Annotated in this window: 28 protein-coding genes; 14 read left to right on the top strand and 14 right to left on the bottom strand. The window is 72.4% G+C overall.

The window, feature by feature from the left end; all coding sequences use genetic code 11:
* Positions 1 to 145: 145 nt before the first annotated feature.
* The 3 genes from purM to AB0I72_RS03670 form a co-directional block, all read right to left on the bottom strand.
* Positions 146 to 1,210: a phosphoribosylformylglycinamidine cyclo-ligase gene (purM, locus tag AB0I72_RS03680; RefSeq protein ID WP_358562581.1), complete on the bottom strand. Its 1,065-nt coding sequence runs from the start codon at positions 1,208 to 1,210 to the stop codon at positions 146 to 148.
* Positions 1,211 to 1,315: 105 nt separating this feature from the next.
* Entirely contained in the window at positions 1,316 to 2,809 is a 1,494-nt protein-coding gene (gene purF, locus AB0I72_RS03675) for an amidophosphoribosyltransferase (RefSeq protein ID WP_358562579.1), read from the bottom strand.
* A gap of 9 nt (positions 2,810 to 2,818) precedes the next feature.
* Positions 2,819 to 3,295 (bottom strand): sterol carrier family protein, encoded by a 477-nt coding sequence (locus tag AB0I72_RS03670; protein ID WP_358562577.1) that lies wholly within the window; start codon positions 3,293 to 3,295, stop codon positions 2,819 to 2,821.
* 421 nt (positions 3,296 to 3,716) lie between these two features.
* Between AB0I72_RS03670 and AB0I72_RS03665 the strand changes: the two genes are divergently transcribed.
* A complete protein-coding gene (locus tag AB0I72_RS03665) occupies positions 3,717 to 4,334 on the top strand; it encodes a DUF47 family protein (RefSeq protein ID WP_358562575.1) in 618 nt (205 codons plus the stop codon).
* Between the two features lie 50 nt (positions 4,335 to 4,384).
* On the opposite strand, the gene AB0I72_RS03660 is transcribed toward AB0I72_RS03665, so the two are convergent.
* The 9 genes from AB0I72_RS03660 to AB0I72_RS03620 all read right to left on the bottom strand — a co-directional run bounded on the left by AB0I72_RS03660 (position 4,385) and on the right by AB0I72_RS03620 (position 12,713).
* A complete protein-coding gene (locus AB0I72_RS03660) occupies positions 4,385 to 4,711 on the bottom strand; it encodes a helix-turn-helix transcriptional regulator (protein WP_358562573.1) in 327 nt (108 codons plus the stop codon).
* The gene (locus AB0I72_RS03655; RefSeq protein ID WP_358562572.1) at positions 4,708 to 5,058 is read right to left on the bottom strand and encodes a type II toxin-antitoxin system RelE/ParE family toxin; all 351 of its coding nucleotides are present in this window, start codon (positions 5,056 to 5,058) and stop codon (positions 4,708 to 4,710) included. Before AB0I72_RS03655 ends, AB0I72_RS03660 begins: the two co-directional genes overlap by 4 nt.
* A 57-nt stretch (positions 5,059 to 5,115) precedes the next feature.
* On the bottom strand, positions 5,116 to 6,084 hold the full coding sequence (locus AB0I72_RS03650) for a nucleoside hydrolase (protein WP_358562570.1): 969 nt from the start codon (positions 6,082 to 6,084) through the stop codon (positions 5,116 to 5,118).
* An 89-nt stretch (positions 6,085 to 6,173) separates the two neighbouring features.
* On the bottom strand, positions 6,174 to 6,953 hold the full coding sequence (pstB, locus tag AB0I72_RS03645; RefSeq protein WP_358562568.1) for a phosphate ABC transporter ATP-binding protein PstB: 780 nt from the start codon (positions 6,951 to 6,953) through the stop codon (positions 6,174 to 6,176).
* A gap of 55 nt (positions 6,954 to 7,008) precedes the next feature.
* Positions 7,009 to 8,085: a phosphate ABC transporter permease PstA gene (gene pstA, locus AB0I72_RS03640; protein ID WP_358562566.1), complete on the bottom strand. Its 1,077-nt coding sequence runs from the start codon at positions 8,083 to 8,085 to the stop codon at positions 7,009 to 7,011.
* On the bottom strand, positions 8,085 to 9,047 hold the full coding sequence (pstC, locus tag AB0I72_RS03635; RefSeq protein ID WP_358562564.1) for a phosphate ABC transporter permease subunit PstC: 963 nt from the start codon (positions 9,045 to 9,047) through the stop codon (positions 8,085 to 8,087). Before pstC ends, pstA begins: the two co-directional genes overlap by 1 nt.
* A 334-nt stretch (positions 9,048 to 9,381) precedes the next feature.
* On the bottom strand, positions 9,382 to 10,374 hold the full coding sequence (gene mshD / locus AB0I72_RS03630) for a mycothiol synthase (protein ID WP_358562562.1): 993 nt from the start codon (positions 10,372 to 10,374) through the stop codon (positions 9,382 to 9,384).
* Positions 10,375 to 10,439: 65 nt separating this feature from the next.
* Positions 10,440 to 11,591 (bottom strand): hypothetical protein, encoded by a 1,152-nt coding sequence (locus AB0I72_RS03625; protein ID WP_358562560.1) that lies wholly within the window; start codon positions 11,589 to 11,591, stop codon positions 10,440 to 10,442.
* A gap of 354 nt (positions 11,592 to 11,945) precedes the next feature.
* Positions 11,946 to 12,713 (bottom strand): response regulator transcription factor, encoded by a 768-nt coding sequence (locus tag AB0I72_RS03620; protein ID WP_358562558.1) that lies wholly within the window; start codon positions 12,711 to 12,713, stop codon positions 11,946 to 11,948.
* 110 nt (positions 12,714 to 12,823) lie between these two features.
* Here AB0I72_RS03620 and AB0I72_RS03615 point away from each other — a divergent pair, with 110 nt between their 5' ends.
* The 9 genes from AB0I72_RS03615 (at position 12,824) to AB0I72_RS03575 (ending at position 21,806) form a co-directional block, all read left to right on the top strand.
* A complete protein-coding gene (locus tag AB0I72_RS03615; RefSeq protein WP_358562556.1) occupies positions 12,824 to 13,081 on the top strand; it encodes a MoaD/ThiS family protein in 258 nt (85 codons plus the stop codon).
* Positions 13,082 to 13,115: 34 nt separating this feature from the next.
* A complete protein-coding gene (locus AB0I72_RS03610; protein WP_358562554.1) occupies positions 13,116 to 13,382 on the top strand; it encodes a glutaredoxin family protein in 267 nt (88 codons plus the stop codon).
* Positions 13,383 to 13,968: 586 nt separating this feature from the next.
* Positions 13,969 to 14,664: a redox-sensing transcriptional repressor Rex gene (locus AB0I72_RS03605; RefSeq protein WP_358562552.1), complete on the top strand. Its 696-nt coding sequence runs from the start codon at positions 13,969 to 13,971 to the stop codon at positions 14,662 to 14,664.
* Positions 14,665 to 14,807: 143 nt separating this feature from the next.
* On the top strand, positions 14,808 to 16,355 hold the full coding sequence (locus AB0I72_RS03600; protein WP_358562550.1) for a glutamyl-tRNA reductase: 1,548 nt from the start codon (positions 14,808 to 14,810) through the stop codon (positions 16,353 to 16,355).
* Entirely contained in the window at positions 16,352 to 17,311 is a 960-nt protein-coding gene (gene hemC, locus AB0I72_RS03595; protein ID WP_358562548.1) for a hydroxymethylbilane synthase, read from the top strand. The genes AB0I72_RS03600 and hemC overlap by 4 nt, the downstream gene beginning before the upstream one ends.
* A gap of 100 nt (positions 17,312 to 17,411) precedes the next feature.
* Positions 17,412 to 19,100, top strand: coding sequence for a uroporphyrinogen-III synthase (locus AB0I72_RS03590; RefSeq protein WP_358562546.1), 1,689 nt, complete (start codon positions 17,412 to 17,414; stop codon positions 19,098 to 19,100).
* Positions 19,101 to 19,137: 37 nt separating this feature from the next.
* Positions 19,138 to 20,136 carry a porphobilinogen synthase gene (gene hemB, locus AB0I72_RS03585; RefSeq protein WP_358562544.1) on the top strand — a complete coding sequence of 333 codons (999 nt, stop codon included), beginning with the start codon at positions 19,138 to 19,140 and terminating at the stop codon, positions 20,134 to 20,136.
* A gap of 142 nt (positions 20,137 to 20,278) precedes the next feature.
* Entirely contained in the window at positions 20,279 to 20,893 is a 615-nt protein-coding gene (locus AB0I72_RS03580; RefSeq protein WP_358562542.1) for a bifunctional DNA primase/polymerase, read from the top strand.
* A gap of 181 nt (positions 20,894 to 21,074) precedes the next feature.
* On the top strand, positions 21,075 to 21,806 hold the full coding sequence (locus tag AB0I72_RS03575) for a hypothetical protein (RefSeq protein ID WP_358562540.1): 732 nt from the start codon (positions 21,075 to 21,077) through the stop codon (positions 21,804 to 21,806).
* A gap of 12 nt (positions 21,807 to 21,818) precedes the next feature.
* Here AB0I72_RS03575 and rraA read toward each other — a convergent pair whose 3' ends face one another.
* Positions 21,819 to 22,301, bottom strand: coding sequence for a ribonuclease E activity regulator RraA (rraA, locus tag AB0I72_RS03570; protein WP_358562538.1), 483 nt, complete (start codon positions 22,299 to 22,301; stop codon positions 21,819 to 21,821).
* Between the two features lie 247 nt (positions 22,302 to 22,548).
* Between rraA and hemL the strand changes: the two genes are divergently transcribed.
* The 4 genes from hemL to AB0I72_RS03550 all read left to right on the top strand — a co-directional run bounded on the left by hemL (position 22,549) and on the right by AB0I72_RS03550 (position 26,052).
* Positions 22,549 to 23,844, top strand: a complete 1,296-nt coding sequence (gene hemL, locus AB0I72_RS03565) for a glutamate-1-semialdehyde 2,1-aminomutase (RefSeq protein ID WP_358562536.1) — start codon at positions 22,549 to 22,551, stop codon at positions 23,842 to 23,844.
* A 35-nt stretch (positions 23,845 to 23,879) separates the two neighbouring features.
* Positions 23,880 to 24,515 carry a histidine phosphatase family protein gene (locus tag AB0I72_RS03560; RefSeq protein WP_358562534.1) on the top strand — a complete coding sequence of 212 codons (636 nt, stop codon included), beginning with the start codon at positions 23,880 to 23,882 and terminating at the stop codon, positions 24,513 to 24,515.
* Between the two features lie 223 nt (positions 24,516 to 24,738).
* A complete protein-coding gene (locus AB0I72_RS03555; protein ID WP_013155353.1) occupies positions 24,739 to 24,837 on the top strand; it encodes an AURKAIP1/COX24 domain-containing protein in 99 nt (32 codons plus the stop codon).
* Between the two features lie 225 nt (positions 24,838 to 25,062).
* Positions 25,063 to 26,052, top strand: a complete 990-nt coding sequence (locus AB0I72_RS03550) for an epimerase (protein WP_358562532.1) — start codon at positions 25,063 to 25,065, stop codon at positions 26,050 to 26,052.
* 77 nt (positions 26,053 to 26,129) lie between these two features.
* Here AB0I72_RS03550 and AB0I72_RS03545 read toward each other — a convergent pair whose 3' ends face one another.
* Positions 26,130 to 26,927, bottom strand: coding sequence for an HAD-IB family hydrolase (locus AB0I72_RS03545; protein ID WP_358562530.1), 798 nt, complete (start codon positions 26,925 to 26,927; stop codon positions 26,130 to 26,132).
* Between the last annotated feature and the right edge of the window lie 41 nt (positions 26,928 to 26,968).

Raw genomic sequence — 26,968 nt, 5'->3', positions numbered from 1 at the left:
GTTGCCGGGACTGTCAGGTCGCTCGGACAGCAACAGCAGGCCTGTACCACCCACCGGTCCCCCAGGCGGGGGCCCCGGTGGACAGGTGGATATAGCCGGTGCGAACCACGCGGGTGGTTCGCACCGGCTATGTTCGTGTGCTTTCTCACGCGGTCCGGTACGCACCGGACAGGCGGGCCCGACCCGATCCGGCCGTGACCTCGCCCAGCCGCCAGGCCGGGACGCCGCGGTCGGCCAGGACACCGAGGGCGCGTTCGGCGTCCTGCGCGGCGACGACCGCCACCATGCCCACGCCCATGTTGAACGTGGCCTCCATGTCGTCCCGCGCCACGTCCCCCTTGTCGGCCAGGTAGCCGAACACGGGCGCGGGGGCCCAGGTGGAGCGGTCCAGCTCCGCGTCCAGGTGGTCGGGCAGGGACCGCGACAGGTTCGCGGCCAGTCCGCCGCCGGTGATGTGCGAGTACGCGTGCACCTCGACGGCCCCGGTCAGGGCGACGCAGTCCTTGGCGTACACGCGGGTCGGGGTCAGTAGGACCTCGCCCAGCACGCCGTCCAGCTCCGGCACGTGCGCGTGCAGGTCGAGACCGGCCCGCTCCACGATGCCGCGGACCAGTGAGTACCCGTTGGAGTGCGGTCCGGACGAGGCCATCGCGATGACGACGTCGCCCTCGCGGACCCGGTCCGGGCCCAGGATGGCGTCACCCTCGACCACGCCCGTGCCCGCGCCCGCCAGGTCGTACTCGTCGGGTTCCATCGCGCCGGGGTGCTCGGCGGTCTCCCCGCCGATCAGCGCGCACCCGGCCTGGTGGCAGCCCTCGGCGATGCCGCCGACGATCTCGGCGATCCGCTCGGGGACCACCGTGCCGCAGGCGACGTAGTCGGTCATGAACAGCGGCTCGGCGCCGCTGACCACCAGATCGTCCACGACCATCGCCACCAGGTCGATGCCGATGGTGTCGTGCTTGTCGAGCTTCTGGGCGAGCATCACCTTGGTGCCCACGCCGTCGGTGGAGGTCGCCAGGACCGGGTCCTTGTACTTGGCCGTGTCCAGGCGGAACAGGCCCGCGAAGCCGCTCGCGTCGGTGACCTGCTCGGGTCGGCGGGTCCTCGCCACGTGCCTCTTCATCAGGTCGACGGCGCGCTCACCCGCGGCGATGTCGACGCCCGCGGCCGCGTACGCGCCCGTCGCCCCTGTGCTGTCGGCTGCCACGCGAGATCTCCTCGTGCTGTGTTCGGTGGTGGTGCGGGCACGGCGGACCCGTTCGGGGCACGCCGGAACCCGGGCACGGCGAACCCCCCGTCCGCCGTGCCGCGGCTAGGTGTCGCTCGTGGCGACCTCGGGCGTCCCGCAGGACTTCTCCAGCAGGTACTTGCCACGGGCGTCGTCGGCGACCTCGATGGGGTACACGCCGTCGAAGCAGGCTCGGCACAGCTGGTTCTTGGGCACCTCGGAGGCGGCGACGAGCTCGTCGAGGTCGACGTAGGCGAGGGAGTCGGCGCCGACCGACTCGGCGATCTCGTCCACGGAGAGGTTGGCGGCGATGAGTTCGGCGCGTGTGGCGAAGTCGACACCGTAGTAGCACGGCCACAGCACGGGCGGGCTGGAGATGCGCACGTGCACCTCGGCGGCGCCCGCGTCGCGCAGCATCCGGACCAGGGCGCGCTGGGTGTTGCCGCGGACGATGGAGTCGTCCACGACCACGAGGCGGCGGCCCTCGATGACCTCGCGCAGCGGGTTGAGCTTGAGGCGGATGCCGAGCTGGCGCAGGGTCTGGCTGGGCTGGATGAAGGTGCGCCCGACGTAGGAGTTCTTCACCAGGCCCTGGGCGAAGGGGATGCCGCTGGCCTCGGCGTACCCCACCGCGGCGGGGGTGCCGGACTCGGGCACCGGGATGACCAGGTCGGCCTCGACCGGGTGCTCCTTGGCCAGGCGGCGGCCCACCTCGACACGGGTCGAGTTGACGTTGCGCCCGGCGATGACGGTGTCGGGGCGGGCGAGGTAGACGTACTCGAACAGGCAGCCCTTGCGGCGGGCGGGCGCGAAGCGGCGGGAACGGACGCCGCGCTCGTCGATGGTGAGCAGCTCACCGGGTTCGATCTCGCGGACCAGGGTGGCGCCGACGATGTCCAGCGCGGCGGTCTCGCTCGCCACGACCCAGCCCCCGGCGTTGGAGGACTCGCCCAGGCGGCCGAGCACGAACGGGCGGATGCCCTGCGGGTCGCGCGCCGCGTAGAGGGTGTTCTCGTCCATGAACACCAGGGAGAACGCGCCCCGCACCTTGGGCAGGAGGTCCAGCGCCGCGTCCTCCATCGTGCGCTCGGCGTCGGCCCTGGCGTGGTCGGCCAACAGGTTGGTGAGCACCTCGGTGTCGGTGGTGGCGCCCCGCCGGGAGTCCGGCAGCATCGCCGCCAGCTCCGGGGTGTTGATGAGGTTGCCGTTGTGACCGAGGGCGAGTCCGCCCTCACGCGCCGAGTAGAACGTCGGCTGCGCGTTCTCCCACACCGGGGAGCCGGTGGTGGAGTAGCGGCAGTGCCCGATCGCGAGGTGGCCCCTGAGGGATTCGAGCGTCGCCTCGTTGAAGACCTGGGAGACGAGCCCCATGTCCTTGTAGACGACGATCCGCTCCCCGTCGCTCAGCGCGATGCCCGCGGATTCCTGTCCGCGGTGCTGCAGAGCGTAGAGACCGAAGTAGGTGAGCTTGCTGACTTCTTCGCCTGGCGCCCAGACCCCGAAGACACCGCAGGCGTCCTGCGGGCCGCGTTCGAGCGGATCGAGGTCCATGGAGAGCCGGCCGTCGGAGTACGACACACCCCCAGCTTAGTGCCTGCCCGTCCGGTCGGCACCACCCGGGGGATGGTCGGACCACAGGGGGAGCCACGGGGACAGGTCGGCCCGGGCGCCGCTGGCCTGGACGCCGTGGTCCGCGACGGCTTGGTCCCAGGGGATCCGGCCGGTCGCGAGACGGAGCCAGGTGAGCGGATCGGTCTCCACGACGCCGGGCGGGGTGCCTCGGGTGTGCCGGGGGCCCTCGACGGCCTGGACGGCCCCGTACGGGGGGACGCGGACCTCCAGGCTGTTGCCCGGGGCGCGGTCGGCCAACACGGCCAGGGTGGCCCGGACGGCGGCTTTCACCGCCGCTCGCTGAGGTTCGTCGGCGCGCAGGACGGCGCGGGCGCACGCCGCGGCGGCCTCCTCGTCGGAGCCCGCGAAGGGCGGGTCCCCCAGGGCGCGGAGTTGGTCGTCCAGGGCCGTGCGGAGCCGCCGGAGGGCGCTCGCGGTCAGAGCGGAAGGCATACAGCGCAGCCTAGAGCGGCGGAAGGGAACAGGCTGGTATCGGATCGGTGAAGTGGAGGGAGACTTGCCATGGCGGGCAAATGGACCGATGGTGGACATCGGAGAACTTCGGTGGACTCGTCCACCGGTCTCCACACGCTTGGGTGATTCCTGTCTCAGCGCACCGCTGGCCAGAGGGGGCCTGACACGGTAGCGTCCCGAACCGTCCCGATGTCACTGAGTCTGGGAGGAATGCGATGGAACCCCCGTGCCACGGAGTTCCGCGCACCGACACCGCAGAGATGAACGAAGGGTGAACCGGTCCGGAGACGTCCCCGCCCGCCGGTTCCCGGGCCCCTCCGCGCGGGGTCGCCGCGCCGAGCGGCTGGCCAGCACACTTACCATCCACGAAGGACGACCACCGCACCATCGGGAGAACGACGTGCGCCTGCGCTTGCGCCCGCGTGATGACAGCTACTACGAGATGTTCACCGATTCGGCGAACAACCTGGTCATCGCGGCTCGCCTGCTGGTGGAGCTGATGAGTGACGGGGCCGACCGCGAGGCCATCACCGAGAAGATGCGCGCCTGCGAGCACGCGGGCGATGACGCCACGCACGCGATCATGCGGCGGCTCAACAAGAGCTCGGCGACGCCGATCCACCGGGAGGACATCTACCGGTTGGCGTCGAACCTCGACGACGTGATGGATTCGATGGAGGCCGCCGTCGACCTGATCGGGCTGTACGGCCTGGAGCGGCTGCCCAAGGGGATCATCGACCAGATCGAGGTCCTGGAGCGCGCCGCGGAGCTGACCGCGGAGGCGATGCCGCGCCTGCGGACGTTGGAGGACCTGACCCGGTACTGGATCGAGATCAACCAGCTGGAGAACCAGGCGGACCGGATCTACCGCAAGCTCCTCGCCCACCTGTTCAGCGGCGAGTACGACGCGCTGACGGTGCTCAAGCTCAAGGACGTGATCGAGGAGCTGGAGACCGCGGCGGACGCCTTCGAGCACGTGGCGAACACCGTCGAGACGATCGTCGTCAAGAACGGCTGAGCCCTGTCCCGGGGCGCCACGAGGCGCTCCGGGACGTCGTGTGGCGTCCCCTAGACGCCGCTGAGGTCCCGTGACTGTGCCTCGGGGCGATCCATGCGCACATGCAGGACCAAACCCAGAGCATCGGCCAGTCGCTCCAGGGTGGGAAGCGTGGGCTGGGTGCCGCCGTGCTCGAAGCGGGCGATGCTGGACTGCGGCATGCCCGCCCGGCGTCCGAGTTCCGACTGGGACCAGCCGAGTTCCTCACGGCGGAGCCGGACCGCTTCGGCCAGTTCGAAACGCAGACGGGTGAGTTCGTAGGCCTCCCGTACGGCCGGGCGGCCGAACCGTTCGGACGACTTCAGATCGGCCAGGGTTCTCCTCGGGGCAGCGCTCATGGTGACTCCTCCTCCACCGTGTGGCCAGCGTTGACGCAGTCATGCATCGCCCGTAGCGCGCGTCGGACCTCGGCTGACTCCCGAGCCCGGGTCTTGTGGAACACGGTCAGCATGATGATCCGCCGTCCGTTCGCGATGTAGTAGGTGACGCGTACCTGGCGCCCTCCACAGTAGAACCGAAGTTCCCGAAGTTTGCCATCCAGCTGGCTGGTGTAGGGGAACCCCAGGCCGACGCCACGGGACTCGAGCAGGTCCAAGTGGAACACGGCCTGCGCCCATTCCTCGTCAGACAGCCCTCCCAGCCATCGCTCCACCTCTGGTTCAAGTTCGATCGTACCCCAGCTCATAGCATCGATGCTATAGGAGTCAGTGCGTCGCTGAGCGTGACGTCGGAAGAACCCGGATCACCCGGCGCGGCTGATCTCCCGGGCCGGGGCGGTCGGGGTGGCCAGGACGCCGCTGAGGTAGGAGAAGAAGCCCTCGGCGTCGATCTCCTCGATCACCGTGGCGTTCGGCTCCAGGCCGTGCACGCCCCAGGACATGGCCGAGTACCCGCGGGTCAGCTCGCCCGCCGTCTCCACGTCCACGTGGTAGCGCGCGGACCGGCGGACCAGCTCCGGGCGGAGCAGGACGGCGGCGGTGAGCGAGTCCGGGTGCGTGGTGCCGTCGATCCCCACGCTGCGGTCGAACTCCAGCGTCGCCGCGCACACGTCCGTGAAGAAACCCGACAGCGGCGTCCCGAGCGCCGCGACGCGGTCCAGCCGCTCCTGCCCGAACACGGCCTGCCGCAGCGTCAGCGGGTCCCACGGGACGACGGTGACCTCGAACCCGGCCGCGAACACCGCCTTGGCCGCCTCGGGGTCCACGTAGAAGTTGAACTCGGCCGCCGCCGTGATGTTGCCGCGCCCGTTGTTGGACCCGCCCATGACGTAGAGCGCGCCGACGTTGCGCGCGAAGTCGGGGTCCTTGGCCACGGCCATCGCGATGTTGGTCAGCGGACCGATCGCCACGATCGACAGCTCACCCGGGTGTTCGGCGGCCAGCCGGATCAGCGCGTCCACCGCGTGCTCGGACTCCGGCTCCAGACCGGTCTGGTCCATGCTCAGTCCGCCGGAGCCGTCGCCGTGCACGTTCTCGGCGCTGATCCACGCGCGGGTCAGCGGCGCCCGGCAGCCCAGGTGGACGGGCACCTCGCCGAGCCGTCCGGCGACGTTGAGCGTCAGGAAGGCGTTGCGCACCTGCTGGTCGAAGCCGACGTTGCCCGCGACCATCGTGATCGCGCGCAGGTCGGCGGCCGGGTCGAGCAGCCCCACGAGGAGGGCGACGCAGTCGTCCTGCGCCGTGTCGGTGTCGATCACCAGAGGAGCGGGCACGGGGCCTCCCTTGTCCGAGGTCAGAGCGGCAATCTACCCGAACCGGCCCCCAGTCGATCACCGGCCCCGGAGGAGTGTGCGCGCCCCGATCACCCGAACCGGCCGGTGATGTAGTTTTCCGTCTCCTTCTTCTCCGGCCGGGTGAACATCTGGTTGGTGTCGCCCATCTCGATGAGCTTGCCGGGCTTGCCCGGACCGGCCAGGTTGAAGAACGCGGTGCGGTCGGACACGCGCGCCGCCTGCTGCATGTTGTGGGTGACGATCACGATCGTGTAGTCCTCCTTCAGCTTGTGAATGAGGTCCTCGATCGCCAGCGTCGAGATCGGGTCCAGCGCGGAGCACGGCTCGTCCATGAGCAGCACCGACGGCTTGACCGCCGTGGCCCGGGCGATGCACAGCCGCTGCTGCTGACCGCCGGAGAGGCCCGAACCGGGCTTGTGCAGCCGGTCCTTGACCTCCTCCCACAGGTTGGCGCCGCGCAGCGACTCCTCCACCAGGTCGTCGGCCTGCGAGCGGCTCATCCGCTTGTTGTTGAGCCTGGCGCCCGCGATGACGTTGTCGTAGATCGACATCGTCGGGAACGGGTTGGCCTTCTGGAAGACCATGCCGACCTCGCTGCGGACGAGGACGGGGTCCACGTCGGGGCCGTAGATGTCCAGGTCGTCCAGGAGCACCTTGCCCCGCGCGTAGGCGCCCGGGGTCACCTCGTGCATCCGGTTGAGGGTGCGCAGGAAGGTGGACTTGCCGCAGCCGGACGAGCCGATGAACGCCGTCACCGACCGCGGCTCGATGGTCATGGACACGTCCTCCACGGCGAGGAAGTCGCCGTAGTAGACGTGGAGTCCGGAGACGTCGATTCGTTTGGCCACTGGATGTACCTCGTGAGTGAGCTCGACGCGCGGTGCGCGGGGCGGTTGACAGGGGTCAGCGGGTGGACTTCGGCGCGAACGCGCGGCCGATCATCCGGGCCAGGAAGAACAGCAGCATCACCGTGAGGATCAGCGTCAGCGCCGCGGCCCAGGCCCTCTCGTAGTTGACGGCACCGCCCATGCGGACCTGCGAGTAGATGAAGACCGGCAGGCTCATCATCTGGCCGTCGAACACGTTCCAGTTGATCGAGACCGCCGAGGAGCCCGCCGTGAGGATCAGCGGCGCCGTCTCACCGATGACGCGCGCGATGGCGAGCATGATGCCGGTGGTCAGACCGGCCGCCGAGGTCGGCAGGACCACCTTGGTGATCGTCCGCCACTTGGGCACCCCCAGCGCGTAGGAGGCCTCGCGCAGGTCGCGGGGGACCAGGCGCAGCATCTCCTCGCTGGAGCGGACGACGACGGGGATCATCAGCACGGCGAGGGAGATCGCACCGGCGGCGCCGTTGGTGTGGCCGGGGCCGAACAGCACGATCCACAGGGCCACCACGAACAGACCGGCGACGATGGACGGGATGCCCGTCATGACGTCGACGAAGAAGGTGATGACGCGCTTGATCCGGCCCCTGGCGTACTCCACCAGGTAGACGGCGGTCATGACGCCGATCGGCACGGAGATGAGCGTGGCCATCCCGGTGATCGCCAGCGTGCCGACGATCGCGTGGTAGACGCCGCCCGCGTCCATGCTCGGCAGGACGCCGTTCATCGACACCGACAGGAAGTAGCCGTCGAACCGGGCGAAGCCGTTCTGGAGCACCGTCCACAGCACCGACACCAGCGGCACCAGCGCGAGCAGGAAGCACCCGTACACCAGCGACGTGACGAACCGGTCCATCGCCTTGCGGCCGCCCTCGACGCGCGCGGCGGCGGTCACGGTGATGACCACGTACGACACGGCGGTGAGCAGCGCCCACAGGACGACGCCGAACGAGGAGAAGGCCAGCAGGACACCGGCCACCACGGCGGCGGAGCACGCGAGCAGCGCGGCCGGGAAGTAACGGGGCAGGGACGCGTGCCGGAGCGCGGCCCCGGTGGTCTCCGGTCCGGAGGGCTGCGTCGTCGTCGTGCTCATCAGGCCTCCTTGCTGCCGCGCGCCACGATGTAGCGGGCGCCCATGTTGACGGCGAGGGTGATCGCGAACAGCACCAGGCCCGCGGCGATCAGCGCGGACACGCCGTACCCGGTGGCCTCCGGGTACTGGAGCGCGATGTGCGCGGCGATGGTCTGGTTGCCGCTCTGGAGCAGATCGAAGGAGATCACGAGCGACGGGGACAGGATCATGGCGACGGCCATCGTCTCGCCCAGGGCGCGGCCCAGGCCGAGCATCGCGCCGCCGACGACGCCGGAGCGGCCGAACGGCAGCACGGCCAGCCGGATCATCTCCCAGCGCGTGGCGCCCATGGCGAGCGCGGCCTCGCGGTGGCCCTGCGGCACCTGCGTGAACACGTCGCGCGACATCGCGGTGATGATCGGCAGGATCATGACGGCGAGGACGACCGAGGCGGTGAGGATGGTCCGGCCGGAGGTGGAGGCGGGACCGGAGAACAGCGGGAACCAGCCCAGGTACTCCGTCAGGCCGCCGAAGACGGGGACGAGCTGCGGAGCCAGGAACCCGATGCCCCACAGGCCGTAGACGACGCTGGGGATGGCGGCGAGCAGGTCCACCAGGTAGCCGAGCACGGAGGCGAGTCGGCGGGGCGCGTAGTAGACGATGAACAGCGCGATCCCGACCGCCACGGGCGTGGCCAGCAGCAGCGCGATGGCGGCGGCGAGGACGGTGCCGAACGCGAGGGCCGCGACACCGAACGCCGGGGCCTCACGGACGTTGGCCTCCCACTCCGTGGTGGTGAGGAAGTTGACCGTGTTGGCCGAGAGCGAAGGCCAGGCCTGGATGACCAGGAAGGCGGCGACGCCGGCGAGGATCACCAGGATGAGGAGGCCTGAGCCCCGGGCGAGCCCGGCGAAGACGGCGTCGCCGATCCGGGGCCTTCCCGTTGGCGGCGGTGCCGCCTGGGGCGCGTCCGTGGTCGTCATGGATTGGCTCCGGTTCGGAAGGGGTGTCGGTGCTGGTCGTCTGGGCCGTGCCGGATCGGCGCGCGTGGTTCGCGCGGCGGCTCCGGGTGTCGTGGGTCCGGGTCGGCGGCGTTCGCCAGGGGATGTCCCCGAGGGAGTCCGCCACGACTCAGAGGTAGCCGGTCGGCGGCCGTGTTGTCACGGTCACCACGCGCGGTGTGGCCCTTCCGCGCCGAGTGCGAAGGTAGGCGCGGCAGGTGACCAGTTATCCCAGAGAAGGTGAACGGGAGATGAACGACATGTCGCACTCCCGTGGCCTCAAGGGGTTCAGGTGGTGAATGTGATGTGCCGCACCTCAGGAGGCCCCGGGGCCGACGGCCTCCGACGACGGCGCGTACATCACGTCCGTGTCCCACACCTCGAACCCGAGGGAGGTGTAGAGCCGCACGGCGGCCTCGTTGTCGCCGTCCACGTACAGGTGCACCCACGGCAGCCCGGCGTCGCGCAGGTGGTGCAGGCCCGTCAGGGTGAGCGTGCGGCCCAGCCCCGTCCCCTGCCACTCGGGGTCCACGCCCACGACGTAGACCTCACCGACCGGTTCGCCGTCGGTGAGCCCGGCCCCGTCGGCGTGCGTCTTGGTCCAGTGGAACGCGGCGACCGAACCGTCGGTGGCGGTCGCGAGGAAGAAGCCGTGGGGGTCGAACCAGTCCTCGACCTCGCGCTGGAGCAGGTCGTCGAGGGTCAGCTGGCCCTGTTCGGGGTGGTCGGCGAAGGCGCGGGCGTTGGCGCGCAGCCACGCCTCCTCGTCCTGGCCGACGACGAACGCGCGCACGCGGACCCGGTCGGCGATGTCGGGCCTGAGCTCGGCCCCGGGCAGGTCGGGCGCGGTGCGGGGGCCGCCCGGCGCGTCGGCCGGGATGTCGTTCAGCGGCATCCGCATCTTGTGCAGCTCGCGGACGGCGTGCCAGCCGTCGCCCTCGGCCACGGCCACCGCCTGCGGGGTGCGACCGTGCGCCCACACGCGCACGCCGTCGGGTCCGGCGTCGTCGCGGACCGAGCGCAGGAGCGCGGTGCCGGTCCCCCGCCCCCGGTGGGCCGGGTCGACCACGAGCTCGCCGGAGTCGGGTTCGCCCTCGACGCGCTCGACGAACGCGAAGCCCACGACCCGGCCGTCCCGGGTGACCACGTGGAACCGGCTGCTGCCCGTGGGGGCGCCGTGGCGGACGCGGAGGACGGTGTGTTCCGACAGGGGGGCGACGCCATCCTGTCGGCGGGCGGCCTCGGCGAGGGCCAGGATCTGGTCGGCCAGGTCCGCGCCGAGGTCGTCGGTGACGTGCGGGGTGCTCATGCCGAAAGCCTACGACGCCTCGGACGCGTGGCCGAGTCCGGCGTATCGGGTACGAGACGTGCCGTTCAGGTACGCCTGCGCCTTCCCTGGTACCCGCTTCCGGTCCGCACCCGGCGCGCCGGGGCGAGCGGCGTGACGAGCAGCAGGGCCAGCAGGACGGCGGCCAGGAGGACCGACGGCGCTATCGACGGGCGGAGGTCGGTGTGGTCGGCGGCGACCTCGGTCTCGCCCACGTCGCCGTCGCTCGGCGTGACGAGCGGCAGCTCGGCGAGGTCCTGGCCGCCGGGGGAGAGGTCGGGCAGGTCGGCCGTGTCGTCGGGGATGGTCGGGACGTCGCCGCCGCTGGTCGGCGGCGAGTTCACGCCGGGCCGGGGCGTCTGGGGCGAGGACGTGTCGCGGGAGGTGGGGCTGTTCGTCGGGTCCGGGCTGTCGGGGGAGTCCGTGCGTCGGCCGCCGTCGGAGCCGCCGGTCGAGTCCTCGTCCGTCCGGGTGGGGGTCGGCGAGGGGCTCTCCGACCCGGGGTCACCGGGGTCGTCGGTGGGCTTCGGGGTCGGCGAGGGCCGCACCGGCGGGCTCGGGGTGGGGCTGGGCTTCTCGGTGGGGCTGGGGCTCTCGGTGGGGTCCGGAGTGGGGGAGGGGGGCTCCGTCGGGTCGGGGCTCGGGGACGGAGGTTCCGTGGGGTCCGGCGAGGGGGAGCCCGTGGGCCGGGGGGCGATCACGGTGATCGACCACGTCCCGGTCACGGCGCTGGTCTGGGTCCCGGGGGTGGTGCACTCGCCCTGGTCGTCGGCGGCGGCGTAGGTGAGGACGGCGACGACGTCGACCGACTCCCGGGGCGCGCCGTCGACCAGACCGACGGGCACGCGCCCGCCGGGGTCGAGGCGCTGGGGCTCGAAGCCGCCGACCCGGAAGTCCGGGGCCTCCACGGCCAGGTCGACGAGGCAGACGGCCAGGTCGCCCGTGTTGACGGCGGTGACGGGGTTGGAGGGCGCGTCCGAGCCGAGGTCCACCTCGCTGGCGGGGTGCTGGAACGCGACGGCGACCGACGGGGGGTCGGCGGTGGGCTCGTCGGACGGTGAGGGCGGCGAGGGTGCGGCGTAGGCGGGGGCCACCACGGCGATGAGCGTGGACCCGACGAACGTGGTGCCGAGAGCGAGGCGCAGGGGCCGGGGCCGGGTGTGCGCGGGGAGCGGGGGTCTCGCGGCGGGGGTGGACATCGGTGCGATTCACTCCTACGGTGGCGCGCCGGAACGGTGGGCGTACGACCCGGCCAGGGGAGTGTCACCGCGCCCGCTCTCACCCGACTCGGGGTACGACACGAATCCTAGGGCGTTCGGCCGCCGAAGACGAGTGCCTTGCGCACCCGATTTCGCACGGGCGGTCACGCTGGGTGAACGGAGTACCGGATGTGAGCGGGTTCCACGCCGCCTCCCCGGGCGGACCCGACACCGCGCGAGGTCGGCGACCGGGACCCCGTCGGTCCCGGTCACGCCGATCGCGCACCCCGTGGTCGTCCTCGGTCGTCCGCACGCCCGGCGCCGCCGCCTCGGGCGGTCCGCCGCGGCCTCCCGCTACTTCCCGGTCGTCTCCGGAGTCCGGGCGGCGGGCAGCGACTCCGCGCCCCCGTCCTTGGCCGACGCCGACTTGGCGACCGGGTCCGGGACGAAGCGGTAGCCCACGTTGCGCACGGTGCCGATGAGCGACTCGTACTCCGCGCCGAGCTTGGCGCGCAGGCGCCGCACGTGGACGTCGATGGTGCGGGTGCCGCCGAAGTAGTCGTAGCCCCACACCTCCTGGAGCAGCTGCGCCCGCGTGAACACGCGGCCGGGGTGCTGGGCCAGGAACTTGAGGAGTTCGAACTCCTTGAAGGTCAGGTCGAGGATCCGCCCGCGCAGCCGCGCGATGTAGGTCGCCTCGTCGATCACCAGGTCGCCCCGGCGGATCTCGTCCGGGTCGTCGGAACCCGCGTCGGCCGACCCCACGGCCAGGCGCAGCCGGGCCTCGACCTCCGCCGGTCCGGCGGTGACGAGGATGAAGTCGTCGGCCTGCCAGTCCGGGGTGAGGGCCGCGACGCCGCCCTCGGTCAGGATGACCAGCAGCGGGCAGTCCAGCCCCGTGGTGTCGAGCAGGCGGCAGAAGTTCCGGGCGGCTGCCAGGTCGGTTCGCGCATCGACCAGAATGGCGTCGACGGGAGCGCTGGAGCTTCCGTTGGCACCGGAGGCCAGGAGCGCACCGGCTTCCGCGGGCGCCACCCGCACCGAGTGCAGGAGGAGTCCGAGAGCGGGCAGCACGTGGTCGGACGGTTCGTTCGAGTTCGTCAGTAGCAGCAGATGGCTCATGCGTCTCTTCTCGTCAACCCCGCGCGATGCGGACGAACGAAGGCGCCATTGCCCCCGGTGAAGATTTGTCGAATACGTCGCCTCCGAGCAACACCAAGGATAATCAACAGATGGCGAAGTGCACTATCAGGTACTGGGCCGCGGCCAAGGAAGCGGCCGGAACCGCCGAGGAACGGGTCGAGGCGGAGACGCTCGGAGACGCCCTGGACGCGGCCTCCCGGCTGCATCCGGACGACCGTTTCCAGCGTGTTCTCGGGGCTTCGTCCCTTCTGGTGGACGAACGGCCGGTCGGTCGTCGGCCGCACCGCGAGGTCCCCGTCACGGACGGCACTGTGATCGAGGTCCTACCGCCCTTCGCGGGCGGGTGAGGGTCGCTTGAACGGTTCGGAACACGGAGGAGACATGGGCGGAACACCGGATTGGGCGCGGCGGGCGCGCGTGGTCGTGCTCGGAAAGCCGGAATGCCATCTGTGCGAGGAGGCGTGGTCGGTCGTCGAGCGCGTCACCGACGACCTCGGCGTGACGCGGGCCGAGGTGCGGCTGGACGAGGTCGGCGAGACGGACCGCGAGGAGTACTGGGACAAGATCCCGGTGACCTTCGTGGACGGGCGTCGGCACGACTTCTGGCGGGTCGCCGAGGACCGGCTGCGCTCCGCGATCGGCGCGTGAGGCCGGCCGGACGCGGGATCCGCGCCGGGTGGCGCCCGTCGGTTCGCGGGTCCCGCCGTGGGGGGCGCGCGTGCCGTGCCCGTGCGTGGGATCGGCGTCGGTAGATCGCGCACACACCGCTTCGCGCGTTCTGCGGTGTGTCCACATGTCGCCTTTGCGATGTTATGAGGTGGGAGAGCGCGCGAGAATTCGCGCGATTCTGCACAAATCTTCTCACCGGATTCCTTCCGGCGGCCCGGAATGGGCACCTCGGCCATACCGCTTCTCCGGCATGCGGGGGCCTTCCGTTGGGGGGACGGGGAGAGCGGCCGGCGACCGGAATCCGCCTCCCCGTACCACCGGACGCCGCCGTGACCTCGCGCGGAGGAACGCGGAGCGGCTCCGGCCGCGCCGCGCGGCCCCCGCGCCCCCGATTCGTGGGAACTTATGAACGCCGTGTCACACCCGACCCCACTTTGTGCGTGCTTTCACAAGCACGTAATCTGGAGCACAGACCAGTCGGGGAAGGACGACGCACCGGCCCCCACGGCGCGCCGCTCACGGCCCGCACCCCGTCCGCACCACAGCCGCTCAGGAGCGCCCGCCTGTGACCAGTCGTCCACCTCGGCCCCGGGAGAGGGGAATCCCCGAAGCCACCGTCGCCCGGTTGCCGGTCTACCTCCGCGCACTCCAGGCGCTCCAGGACCGCGGGATCCTCACCGTCTCCTCCGAGGCGCTCGCGACGGCCGCGGGGGTGAACTCCGCCAAACTCCGCAAGGACCTGTCCCACCTGGGCTCCTACGGGACGCGCGGGGTGGGCTACGAGGTCGAGTACCTCGTGTACCAGATCTCGCGTGAGCTTGGTCTCACCCAGGACTGGTCCGTGGCCATCGTCGGCATCGGCAACCTGGGCCGCGCACTGGCCAACTACGGGGGCTTCGGGTCGCGCGGGTTCCGTATCGCGGCCCTGCTCGACGCCGACCCGTCGGTGGTCGGACGCAGTGTGGCCTCCCTCGACGTGCGGCATATTGACAGCCTGGAGGAGGTTGTGCGTTCCAAGGGCGTGTCCATCGGGGTCATCGCGACACCGGCGGCGTCCGCCCAGGGCGTGGCGAGCCGGTTCGTCGAGGCCGGGGTGACCAGCATCCTCAACTTCGCCCCCGTGGTGCTCAATGTGCCGGACGGGGTCGATGTGCGTAAGGTCGACTTGTCCATCGAACTCCAGATCCTGGCCTTCCACGCGCAGCGCAGGGCCGACGGCGACGGCCGCGAGGCGCGGCGGGCGGGACTGGAGCTGACGTGAGACCGACACCGGGGCCGTGAGGCCCGCACACGCGGCGGCGATGAGCGAGCGTGCGCCGCGTCTCGGGAGGGGCCGCATACGGGGCTGGCGAACCGTACCCGAGTATGGATGAAGCTGTGTAGGGCCCGCATAGGAGAGTTCGGATGAGTGTCCTGGCCGTGGGGTTGAGCCACCGGAGTTCACCGGTGGCGCTGCTCGAACGCGTCGCGCTGAACGGGGAGACGCGGACCAGGGCGGTCGGCGACATGCTCGGCTCCGACTCCGTGAACGAGGTCATGGTGGTCTCCACCTGCAACCGGACGGAGATCTACGCCGACGTCGCGACCTTCCACGGCGGCGTCGCGGCCATCACCGAACTCCTCTGCTGGCACACCGGCGTGCCCCTGGGCGAGCTCTCCGAGCACCTCTACGTGCACTACGAGGACCGCGCCGTGCAGCACCTCTTCTCCGTCACCTGCGGCCTGGACTCCATGGTCGTCGGCGAGGGCCAGATCCTCGGCCAGGTCCGCGACGCCCTCAAGGAGGGCCAGGACAACGCCACCGTCGGCCGCGTCCTCAACGACCTCGGCCAGCGCGCCCTGCGCGTGGGCAAGCGCGCCCACACCGAGACCCACCTCGACCACGCCGGGGCCGACATGGTCAGCTTCGGCCTCACCGAGGCCCTCCGCCACCTGGGCGCCCCGGCGGACGCCGCCGACGTCACCGTCGCCCGCACCACCCCCGCCGACGGCGTGGCGGCCCCTGCGGGCTGCCCCATGTCCGGTGCCACCGCCCCCGCCGGAACCACCGCCTCCACCGCCTCCACCGTCCCCGCCGACACCCCCGCCGCCGACGCCGAGGTCGCCCGGCCCGCGCCCGGCTGCCTGGCCGGGATCCGCGTCCTCATCCTGGGCGCCGGGTCCATGAGCGCCCTGTCCGCCAACACCGTCGCCCGCCAGGGAGCGAGCGGCGTGGTCGTCGCCAACCGCACCCAGGAGCGGGCCGCCCGCCTCGCCGAGTGCCTCACCGAGGCCTACGACACCGTCGCCGCGCACGCCGTGCCCTTCGAGACCGCCGCCGACGCCCTCGCCGACGTCGACCTCGTCATCTCCTGCACCGGCGCCCAGGGCCTCGTGCTCACCGCCGACGCCGTCGCCCCGGCCGCCGAGGGACGTGACAGACCCCTGGTCTTCCTCGACCTCGCGCTGCCCCGCGACATCGACCCCGCCGTCCGCGACCTGCCCGGCGCGCGCCTGGTCGACATCGAGGACCTGCGCCAGGCCGCCGCCACCGGTTCGGGGAGCGGCGGCGACCGCTCCGGCTCCCTCACCCTGGTCCGCGGGATCGTCGAGGAGGAGGTCGCCGAGTTCGGCGCCGTGCGCCGCGCCAACCAGGTGACGCCCACCGTGGTCGCCCTGCGCGCCCAGGCGCAGGACGTCGTCGAGGCCGAACTCACCCGCCTCCACGGCCGCCTGCCCGACGACCTCGGCGCCAAGGCCCGCGAGGAGATCACGCGCGCCATGCGCCGCGTCGCCGACAAGCTCCTGCACCGGCCCACCGTGCGCGTCAAGGAGCTGGCCAAGGCGCCGGACGGCGAGTCCTACGAGGCGGCCCTCAGAGAACTGTTCGACCTCGACCCCCAGGCGCCCGGGGCGCTCACCGCCCCGACGGCCCCGACCCACGCGGAGCCCTCCGCTCAGGAGCAGTCATGACCGGCACCACCGCCAGGCTCGGCACCCGCCGCAGCACCATGGCGACCACCCAGTCCCAGATGGTCGCGGACGCGATCACCGAGCGCACCGGACAGGCGATCGAGCTCGTGCTCATCACCAGCTTCGGCGACGTCACCAAGGCGCACCTGACCCAGCTCGGTGGCACCGGCGTGTTCGTCAACGCCCTGCGCGACGAACTCGAGGCCGGGAACATCGACTTCGCGGTCCACTCGCTCAAGGACCTGCCCACGGCCCCCGTCGAGGGCCTCACCCTCGTGGCCGTCCCCGAGCGCGACGACCCGCGCGACGCCCTGTGCGCCCGCGACGGCCTCAAGCTCGCCGACCTGCCCTCGGGCGCGCGCGTGGGCACCGGGTCCCCGCGCCGCGCCGCCCAGCTCGCCGCGCTCCGCCCCGACCTCACCTTCGTGCCCATCCGCGGCAACGCCGAGACCCGCCTGGGCAAGGTCGCCTCCGGCGAGGTCGACGCCGTGGTCCTGGCCTACGCCGGGCTGGGCCGCGTCGGCCGCCTCGACGACGTCACCGAGGTCTTCGAGCCCGAACAGGTCCTGCCCGCGCCCGGCCAGGGCGCCCTCGCCGTCGAGTGCGCCACCGAACGCGCCGAGGGCGACCTCGCCCACCTCGCCTCCGTCGACCACGCGCCCACCCGCGCCGAGGTCGTCGCGGAGCGGACCGTGCTGGCCGAGCTGGAGGCCGGATGCGCCGCGCCCGTCGGCGCCTACGCCCAGTACGGGCGGGGCCGGCTCCGCCTGCGCGCCGCCGTCGTCGCCACCGACGGCGCCGAGGCCGTGCGCCGGGAGCGCGAGATCGGGCTGGAGGATCCCGGGGACCTGGCGGCCGCCGCCGACCTGGGGCGGGACCTGGCACGGCGGATGATCGCCGAGGGCGCCGACCGCATCGTCGCCGCGGCCTTCACCGAGAGGGACGAGACACCGTAGGAGCCGGTCGGCGGGCCGCCGCACAACCCGCCCGCCGCATCGCCACCGTCCCGGAACCCGCGCCCCGGGAACAGGCGAACCACACACGAGGAGCCAGTACGTGAACGCCAACGCCAACCCCCAGCCCGACGAGTCGCGCGCCGCATCGCGGACCGGACACGTGGCGCTGGTCGGTTCCGGCCCCGGCAGCGCCGACCTGTTGACCCTGCGCGGCGCCGACATGCTGCGCCGCGCCGACGTGGTCATCACCCTCCGCGAACCGGCCGGGCAGGAGCTCGCCGGTTTCCGTGAGGGGCTCCTCGAACACTGCTCCGAGGACGTGTCCGTCATCGAGGCCGACGAGTGCGGCGGCGACATCAACGCCCTCGCCGTCGCGCGCGCCCGCGAGGGGCAGCGCGTGGTGCGGCTGTTCTCGGGCGACCCGTTCTTCGGGTGCCGGGGCGGCGACCTGGTCGCGTCCTGCCACCAGGCCGGGATCGACGTCGACGTGGTTCCGGGGGTCTCCTCGGTGACCTCCGTGCCGACCTTCGCGGGCATCCCGCTCCTGGGCGACGGCAACCCCGAGGTCCGGCTGCTGCACGCGCGTGCGCACGGCGGCGCCGAGGTCGACTGGCACGAGGCCGCCGCCAGCGACGCCACGCTGGTCGTCCTGGGCGCTGACGCCCCTCCCGGTGAGCCGCCCGCGCACCAGGGCCCCGGGATCGACGTGCTGTGCAAGACCCTCATCGCGGGCGGACGTCCGCCGACGACGCCCGTGGCCGTCGTGCGCGCGGGCGGCACCACCCGGCAGACCACGGTCACCTCGACGCTGAACCGCCTGGTCGCCGAGCTCAAGGCCAAGGACGCCAAGGGACACCACCTCACCGCGCCCGCGCTGATGGTCGTCGGGACGCCCGTGAGTCGCCAGCCGGAGCTGTCCTGGTACGAGACCCAGTCGCTGTTCGGCTGGCGGGTGCTCGTGCCGCGCACCAAGGAGCAGGCCGCCGCGCTGTCCGAGCGCTTGCGCGCGCACGGGGCCGTCCCCGAGGAGGTCCCCACGATCTCCGTGGAGCCGCCGCGCACCCCGCAGCAGATGGAGCGCGCCGTCCGCGGCCTGGTCACCGGCCGGTACCAGTGGGTGGCGTTCACCTCCGTCAACGCGGTCCGGGCGATCCGCGAGCGGCTGGAGTCCTACGGGCTCGACGCGCGCGCCTTCGCCGGGGTGAAGGTCGCCGCCGTCGGGGAGGCCACCGCGCGGGCCGTGCGCGACTTCGGGATCCAGCCCGACCTGCTGCCGCCCGACGACGTGCAGTCCAGCGCCGGACTCGTGTCGGTGTGGCCGCCCTACGACGCCGAGATCGACCCCATCGAGCGGGTGCTGCTGCCCCGCGCGGACATCGCCACCGAGACCCTCTCGGCCGGGCTGACCGACCTGGGCTGGGAGGTCGACGACGTCACGGCCTACCGCACCGTGCGCGCCGCCCCGCCGCCCGCTCCCGTCCGAGAGGCGATCAAGGGCGGTGGCTTCGACGCCGTGCTGTTCACGTCCTCCTCCACGGTGCGCAACCTGGTGGGGATCGCGGGCAAGCCGCACAACACGACGGTGATCGCCGTCATCGGCCCCGAGACCGAGAAGACCGCGATCGAGTTCGGGCTGCGCGTGGACGTCGTGGCCCCCAAAGCCTCCGTTCCGGCCCTCGTGGACGCGCTTTCGGAGTACGGTGCCGCCAAGCGGCGTGAGGCGATCGAGGCCGGCAAGCCCGTCCTGAAGCCGAGCCAGAAGCGCCGCGGCCGCCGCCGCAAGCTCTGAGCCCGCCCACATCCGACGACCACCCGGGAGCCCCGACATGACCGCCTCCAGCCACGACGCCGCGTTCCCCGCCGTCCGGCCGCGCCGACTGCGCCGCGGCGCGGCGATGCGCCGCCTCGTCGCCGAGACGCGGGTGCTCCCGGAGAACCTCGTCCTGCCGATGTTCGTCAAGGAGGGGCTCACCGAACCGGTGGCGATCTCCTCCATGCCCGGCCAGGTGCAGCACACCCGCGACAGCCTGCGCAAGGCGGCCGTCGAGGCCGCCGCGGCGGGGGTCGGGGGACTGATGCTCTTCGGCATCCCCGCGCACAAGGACGAGCGCGGCTCGGGGGCCGACGACCCGGACGGCGTCGTGCAGGCGGCCCTGCGCGACCTGTCGGCCGAGGTCGGGGAGGACATCGTGGTGATGGCGGACCTGTGCCTGTGCGAGTACACCTCGCACGGCCACTGCGGTCCGCTGACGACCGACGGGAACGTGGACAACGACCTCACCCTGGAGCGGTACGCGTCGATCGCGGCGGCCCAGGCGGAGGCGGGCGCCGCCGTCGTCGCGCCGAGCGGGATGATGGACGGCCAGGTCGCGGCGATCCGGGCCGGGCTCGACGGCGCCGGGCACACCGGGGTGCCGATCCTCGCCTACGCCGCCAAGTACGCGTCCGCCTTCTACGGGCCGTTCCGCGAGGCCGCGGAGGGCGCGCCCCGGTTCGGCGACCGCTCCGGCTACCAGCAGGACCCGGCCAACGCCCGCGAGGCGCTGCGCGAGGTCGCGCTGGACGTGGCCGAGGGCGCGGACATGGTCATGGTCAAGCCGGGCCTGGCCTACCTCGACATCGTCGCGAAGGTCGCCGAGTCCTCTCCCGTGCCCGTGTCGGCCTACCAGGTGAGCGGTGAGTACGCGATGATCGAGGCGGCGGCGGAGCGCGGCTGGCTCGACCGCGAGCGGGCCATCGTCGAGACGCTGACGTCCTACCGCAGGGCGGGGGCCGAGCAGATCCTCACGTACTGGGCGACCGAGGCGGCGCGTCTGCTCCGGTGAGGGCGCCGGGCCTTCCGCACCGGTCGCGGTCGCCGGGCGTGGGGCCGCCAGCCGCCGGCCGCGTCTCGATCACGAACGACCACCGGGGGGCTCGATGGCAGAGGTGCTCTATCGACGGAAACGGCGCCACACGACCGACAGCATGATGGAGTCCGCGCTCCGGTACGCACGGCTCGGCTGGCCGGTGGTACGCGGGGCCGCGCCCGGTGAGGACCGGGCGTGTACGTGCGACCGGATGGGCTGTCCGGACCCCGCCGCTCATCCGGTCACCATGGCCTGGGGCGTGGAGGCGAGCACCGACACCGACACCATCCGCCGGTGGTGGACCGCCTCCCCCCACGCGAACGTGATCCTGCCGACCGGCCGGGTCTTCGACGTGTTCGACGTGCCCCGTGAGGCCGGTGTGATGGCCCTGGCGCGGATGGGCCGCGCGGGCGTCCCGGCGGGGCCGGTCGCGGCGGTCGAGTCCACGCGCTACCTGTTCTTCGTGGCGACGCGCTCGCCGGTGGACGAGGACGAATGGTGGTCGTGCCACCTGGACTGCGTCCCCGAGACGGTCGAGGAGACGCCGGGTCTGCGGTGGCACTGCCGGGACAGCTTCGTGCTCGGCGCGCCGTCGGTGCTGCCGTCCGGTGGCCGGGTCACGTGGATCCGGGCGCCCTACGACGAGGGCGGATCGGTTCCGCTGCCCGATCCGATCGCGGTGCTCGACATCCTCTCCGACGCGAGCGAGGAGTTCGCCGGGGACGGACGCTGACCGGTTCCGGACGGAGGGGGTCCGACACGGGGTGCGATGACGTAGTTTCGTCCGGGTGAACGCATCGACCCCGCCCCCACCCCCGTACGCGCGACCGCCCCGCCCGGGGTCCGAAGCGCCGCCCCACGGCCGTTCGCCCGAGGGAGCGCCGCCGCGCCCGCGTCCCCGGCCTCGACGCCGGATGCCCGTGTGGCTCGTCGTCCTGGGAGCCGTGGTCCTGCTCGCCGCGGCGATCGGCGGTGGCTTCACGCTCGGCGCGGTCCGGGCCGGGGCGGACCTGGCGGCGGCCCCGGAGGACCCGGCCGGGGACTCCGGCGACGGCGGGGGCACGGACGGGGGCGGTGCCCCCGGCTCGACCGACGCGGAGGAGTCCGCCGGGGAGACCGGTGGCCCCGAGGGCGCTCCCGGCGGGGGAGCCATGGGGATCGCGGGCGGCCAGGATCTCTCCGGGTACGGGATCTCCTATCAGGCGCCGGGCGGGTGGGAACCGACGGACGAGCTGCCCGCCCCGATGTCGCTGGAGATGGACGGCCCCGAGATCGTCCACGCCCTGACGCGTGACGACGGGACGGTCGTCGCCTTCACGAGCCTGACCTACGTGAACTCGCGGGCGGGTGGGGCCCAGGGAGTGACCACCGCCGACACGGCGACGTACCTGCGGACGTTCGTCGGCCCGTTGAACGAGGGTTTCCGGGACGGCGGCAGCCGCCCCCACGAGGTCGAGGGGAGCACCGACGCGACCCGCGTGGACATGGGGTTCGGCGAGGTGAGCGTGGTGAGTCTGATCGTGGACACGGGCACCGCGGACTTCGCGGTGCTGTCGGTCGGACACAACCAGGCGGCGTCGCCCACCCCCGAGGAGTTCCACCCCCTTCTCCTCGACGCGATCCCCGCCACGGTGACGGTTCTCTAGGAGTTCCGGCGACTACACGCGCTCGGCGTTGACGACGATCCCGTCCTCGTCGCTGTACAGCCACTCGCCGGGCACGAAGGTGACGTCCCCGAAGGTGACCGGAGCGTCCAGCCGTCCCGCGGCGTCCTTGGCGGACTTGCGGGGGTTGGAGCCCAGGGCCTTGACGCCCAGGTCGAGTCCGCCCAGGGCGACGGTGTCGCGGACGGCGCCGTGGATCACCACGCCCGCCCAGCCGTTGCGCACGGCGGACTCGGCGATCATGTCGCCCATCAGGGCCGAGCGCAGGGAGCCGCCGCCGTCCACGACCAGGACCGCGCCTTCCCCGGGAGTGTTGAGCACCTGCTTGACCAGGCCGTTGTCCTCGTGGCACGCGACCGTCCGGATGGGGCCGAAGAAGCGGTCCCGGCCGCCGAACCGCAGGAACTGGGTGGAACAGCTGCGCAGCGTGTCGCCGTGGTCGTCGATGAGGTCCGCGGTGGTGAAGTTCGTCGCCATGCTGACTCCGGTCGGTGGAGAAAGGTGTACCCGACCAAAGTTACTCACTGGTAGAGGACCGGCCTCGGCCGGGACCGACCTCCCGCGCCCGCCGCCGCGCGCCGAGGCGGAGCCGCGCGTACGGGGACGATCCGCGCGACAGGACCCTTGCGGGCGTGTGCCCCCCGCCACCGACCACCGACGACACCGCGACCGGTACGGGGCGGGTCACGGTCACCGAACCGGACACAGCTGACACACTGGTGACGTGGGTATTCAACAGACTTCCGCAGAGCTCTTCCAGCGGGCCACCGCCGTCGTCCCCGGCGGCGTGAACTCGCCCGTGCGCGCCTTCGGCGCCGTCGGCGGCACCCCGCCCTTCTTCGTCAAGGGCGAAGGCCCCTACCTCACCGACACCGAGGGCCGGCAGTACGTCGACCTCGTCTGCTCCTGGGGGCCGCTCGTCCTCGGCCACGCCGCTCCGCCCGTCGTGCGGGCCCTCCACGACGCGGTCGCGGCAGGCACCTCCTACGGCGCGCCCACCCCCGGCGAGGTCGAGCTCGCCGAGCTCATCGTCGAGCGCACCCCCGTGGAGAAGGTCCGCCTCGTCAACTCCGGCACCGAGGCCACCATGTCCGCGATCCGCCTCGCGCGCGGCTTCACCGGGCGCGGCAAGATCGTCAAGTTCGCGGGCAACTACCACGGCCACGTGGACGCCCTCCTGGCCGCCGCCGGATCGGGCCTGGCCACCTTCGCCCTTCCCGACTCCCCGGGCGTGACCGGCGCCAGCGCCGCCGACACCCTCGTCCTGCCCTACAACGACCTCGAGGCGGTCGAGCGCGCCTTCGCCGAGCACGGCGACGACATCGCCTGCGTCATCGCCGAGGCCTGCCCCGCCAACATGGGCGTCGTCCCGCCCAAGGCCGGGTTCAACGCCCGCCTGAAGGAGATCGCGCACGCTCACGGCGCCCTCCTCATCCTCGACGAGGTCCTCACCGGTTTCCGCGTCAGCGCCTCCGGCTGGTACGGCCTGGAGGGCGTCGCCCCCGACCTCATGACCTTCGGCAAGGTCATGGGCGGCGGCCTGCCCGCCGCGGCGTTCGGCGGTCGCGCCGACGTCATGGACCGCCTCGCCCCCGAGGGCCCGGTCTACCAGGCCGGCACCCTCTCCGGGAACCCACTGGCCACCGCGGCCGGGATCGCCACGCTGCGCGGCGCCACCCCGGAGGTCTACGCCCACATCGACCGCGTCTCCGCCCAGGTCGAGTCCGAGGTCTCCAAGGCGCTCAGCGAGGCCGGTGTGCCGCACCGCGTCCAGGGCGGCGGCAACCTCTTCACGGTGTTCTTCACCGACCAGGACGTCCACGACTTCGACACCGCGCGCACCACCGACACCTCCGCGTTCGCGGCGTTCTTCCACGCCATGCTCGACCAGGGCGTCTACCTGCCGCCCGCGGCCTTCGAGGCGTGGTTCTTCTCCGCCGCCCACGACGACGCCGCCATCGACCGCGTGGTCGAGGCGCTACCCCGCGCCGCGCGAGCCGCGGCGGAGGCCCAGGGCTAGGCGCGCCCGCGATTCGGATCAAGAGGACGACCACGATGACGACGACCACCGTCGTGCACCTGCTGCGTCACGGCGAGGTGTACAACCCCGACAGGGTCCTGTACGGCAGACTGCCCGACTTCCACCTCAGCGACCGGGGCCAGCAGATGGCCGAGATGACCGCGGAGTGGTTCGAGGGCCACGACGTCGCCGCCCTGTTCTCCTCCCCCCTGGACCGCACCCAGGAGACGGCGGTCCCGCTCCAGAAGCGGCTCGACCTGCCCGTCACCCTGGACGACCGGCTCATCGAGGCGGCCAACCGGTTCCAGGGCATGTCGCTGTCGGCCCGGTCGGCGCGCGACCCCCGGGTGCTGAGACGCCTGTACAACCCGTTCCGCCCGTCCTGGGGGGAGCCCTACACCCAGATCGTCGCCCGCATGGTCGACGCCGTCAAGGACGCCCGCCGCGCCGCGTGGGGCCGCGAGGCGGTGTGCGTGAGCCACCAGCTCCCGATCTGGATGGCGCGCCGCGCGGCCGAGCACAAGCGCCTGTGGCACCGACCGGACCGGCGGGAGTGCAACCTGGCGAGCGTCACGTCGCTGACCTTCGTCGACGAGCGGCTGGCCAGCGTGAGCTACGCCGAACCGGCGGCGGAGCTGTACACCGACGCGATGGGTCTTCCGGGGGCATGACCCTGACCGCGTGCCCGTACCGGTAAGCTGGGGCTTCGGGTGCGGTGGGCGTACGCCTCCGTCGGCGGCCTCACCGGGGTCCGCCCCGGCCGCACGGGCCACCCCGCGCCCGGCACCGGTCGGTGCCCCGCGGGCACGGCGACCGTATCCGAGCTCCATGCCGGTAAGGCACCGCCCACTGGTGCGGCATGTCCGGCACTCCAGTCAGCGAGAGGGTGATCCCATGGGTTCCGTCATCAAGAAGCGCCGCAAGCGGATGGCGAAGAAGAAGCACCGCAAGCTGCTCAAGCGCACGCGTGTGGCGCGTCGCAACAAGAAGTAGGAAGTCGCGGCGAACGTCGTCTCTCCGCGGGCGTGGGCGGGCCCTGGGCGCGCCTTCGGACGCGGAGACACCACCCCCTCCCCGCGTGGTACCGAGCACCGCGCAGGAATTTTCCGGGTGAGTCGCTGTTGTGGTTCACGAGTCGCGGACACACTCTTCACCTTCCGGTGAACGTCCGCTGACCTCCCGGAATCTCGGCTCCCGTCTTCCAAGGAACGTCTCGCCATGGCTCGTGTCGTACTCGTCACCGGGGTCTCCAGCCCCATGGCAGCCAGGGTCGCGCAGACCCTGAGGGAGGCGCCCGACGTGCGTCGGGTCGTCGGAGTGGACTCCGCGCCGCCCTCGGGTGAGGGCTGGGCGACCTACGCCCCGGAGGCGTCCGGCGACGGCGCCCCGGCCGCCCCGACCCTGGAGTACGCCCACGTCGACCTGCACGACGAGAGCCTGCCCCAGATCGTCGCCGACTCCGGCGCCGACCTCGTCCTCCACCTGGGCCTCGACGCCGACCGCGGTCCCCACCGCGAGGACCACCTCCTGGGCGCGATGCGGGCCCTGACCGCGGCCCAGCGATCGGCGTCCGTACGGCGGATCGTGGTGCGCTCCAGCGCCACCCTGGACGCCGACGACGCGGCCGAGGTCGAACGACACGCCCGCGGACTCCAGCGACGCAGACCCGACGTCTCCGTGGCGGTCCTGCGGTTCGCCAACCTCATCGGCCCCTCCACGGACACCCCCCTCACCCGATATCTCGACTCCCGTGTCGTGCCCACCGTGCTCGGCCGCGACCCGCGGGTGCGCTTCCTCCACGAGGACGACGCCGCCGAGGTGCTGGTGCGGATGGCGTTGAGCGAGGAGACGGGCTCCTTCGACGTCGCAGCCAAGGACTCCGTGCCCCTGTCGCACTGCCTGCGCCGGATCGGCGGCCAGCGGCTTCCGGTTCCCGCCTCGGGACTGCGCGTCCTCCGCGGCCTGGCCCGCCACGGTCGGATCGCCTACGCGAGCGCCAGCGCCGCGCGTTCGGTGCGTGCGACCCTGGACGCCGCCCGCTGGGACACCGCCCCCCTGGAGCGCGTCCTGCACTGGTCGCCGTCCTACACCTCGGCCCAGGCCTTCGAGTCCTACGCCGGCAGCCGCGCCTGCGCCCAGCCGCCGCGCGGCCCCGGACTGCGCCCCATCCACGTGCTGGCGCTCTTCCGGGCGACCCTGGGCCGCTGAGCCTCCGTCCGCCTCCGTTCCGGAACCCCGGTGGCGCCCGAAGGGCGAACCCCGTGGTGACCGCTCCGGGAGAGGGGTTAGGCCCGGCGGCGGTGACGGAGCGCCCGTACCGCCATCCCCCCCGCCACGGCGCCCGCCACGGCCGCGGGCACGGCCACCTTCAGCGCCTTTCTGTGTCTGCGGAAGTCGTGCACCGGCCACGCGTGCGCACGCGCGTACCTGCGCAGGTCCCCGTCGGGGTTGACCGCGTGCGGGTCGCCCACGATCGACAGCAGCGGCAGGTCGTTGGAGGAGTCGCTGTAGGCAGAGCAGGCCGTCAGGTCCCAGCCCTCCTTCCGCGCCAACGCGCGCACCGCCACGGCCTTCGCGGGGCCGTGCAGCAGGTCGCCGTTGAGTCGGCCCGTGTACACGCCGTCGATACTCTCGGCCTCGGTGCCCAGCGCCCCGGTCAGTCCCAGGCGCCTGCGGATGATCTGCGCGAGCTCCACGGGGGTGGCCGTCACGAGCCACACGGGCTGCCCGGCGTCCAGATGGCGCTGGACGAGCCGCCGGGTGCCCTCCCAGATGCGGTCGGCCATGGAGTCGTCGTAGATCTCCTCGCACAGCGTGACCAGGTCGGCCACGTCGTGCCCGGCGACGAACGCCAGCGCCGCCTCGCGCGCGGCGTTGATGTGGTCGGGCTGCTCCGCGCCCGTCACGCGGAAGACGGTCTGCCCCCACGCGAACCGCATCAGGTCGCGCGTCGTGAACAGGTCGCGGGACGCCAGGCCCCGTGCGAAGTGGTAGATCGACGCGCCCCGCATCAGGGTGTTGTCCACGTCGAAGAAGGCGGCTCCCGGCCCCCCAGAGGGCGGGCGCGGCGCGTCGTACGGCACGGTTCTCTCCTGGCTCGGCTGGGGGAGGCGGCCCTCCATGT

Source organism: Nocardiopsis sp. NPDC049922, assembly GCF_040660275.1.
GTDB lineage: Bacteria > Actinomycetota > Actinomycetes > Streptosporangiales > Streptosporangiaceae > Nocardiopsis.
Note: the sequence above shows the minus strand (reverse complement) of the source record. Positions and strands in the feature narration are given on the sequence as shown.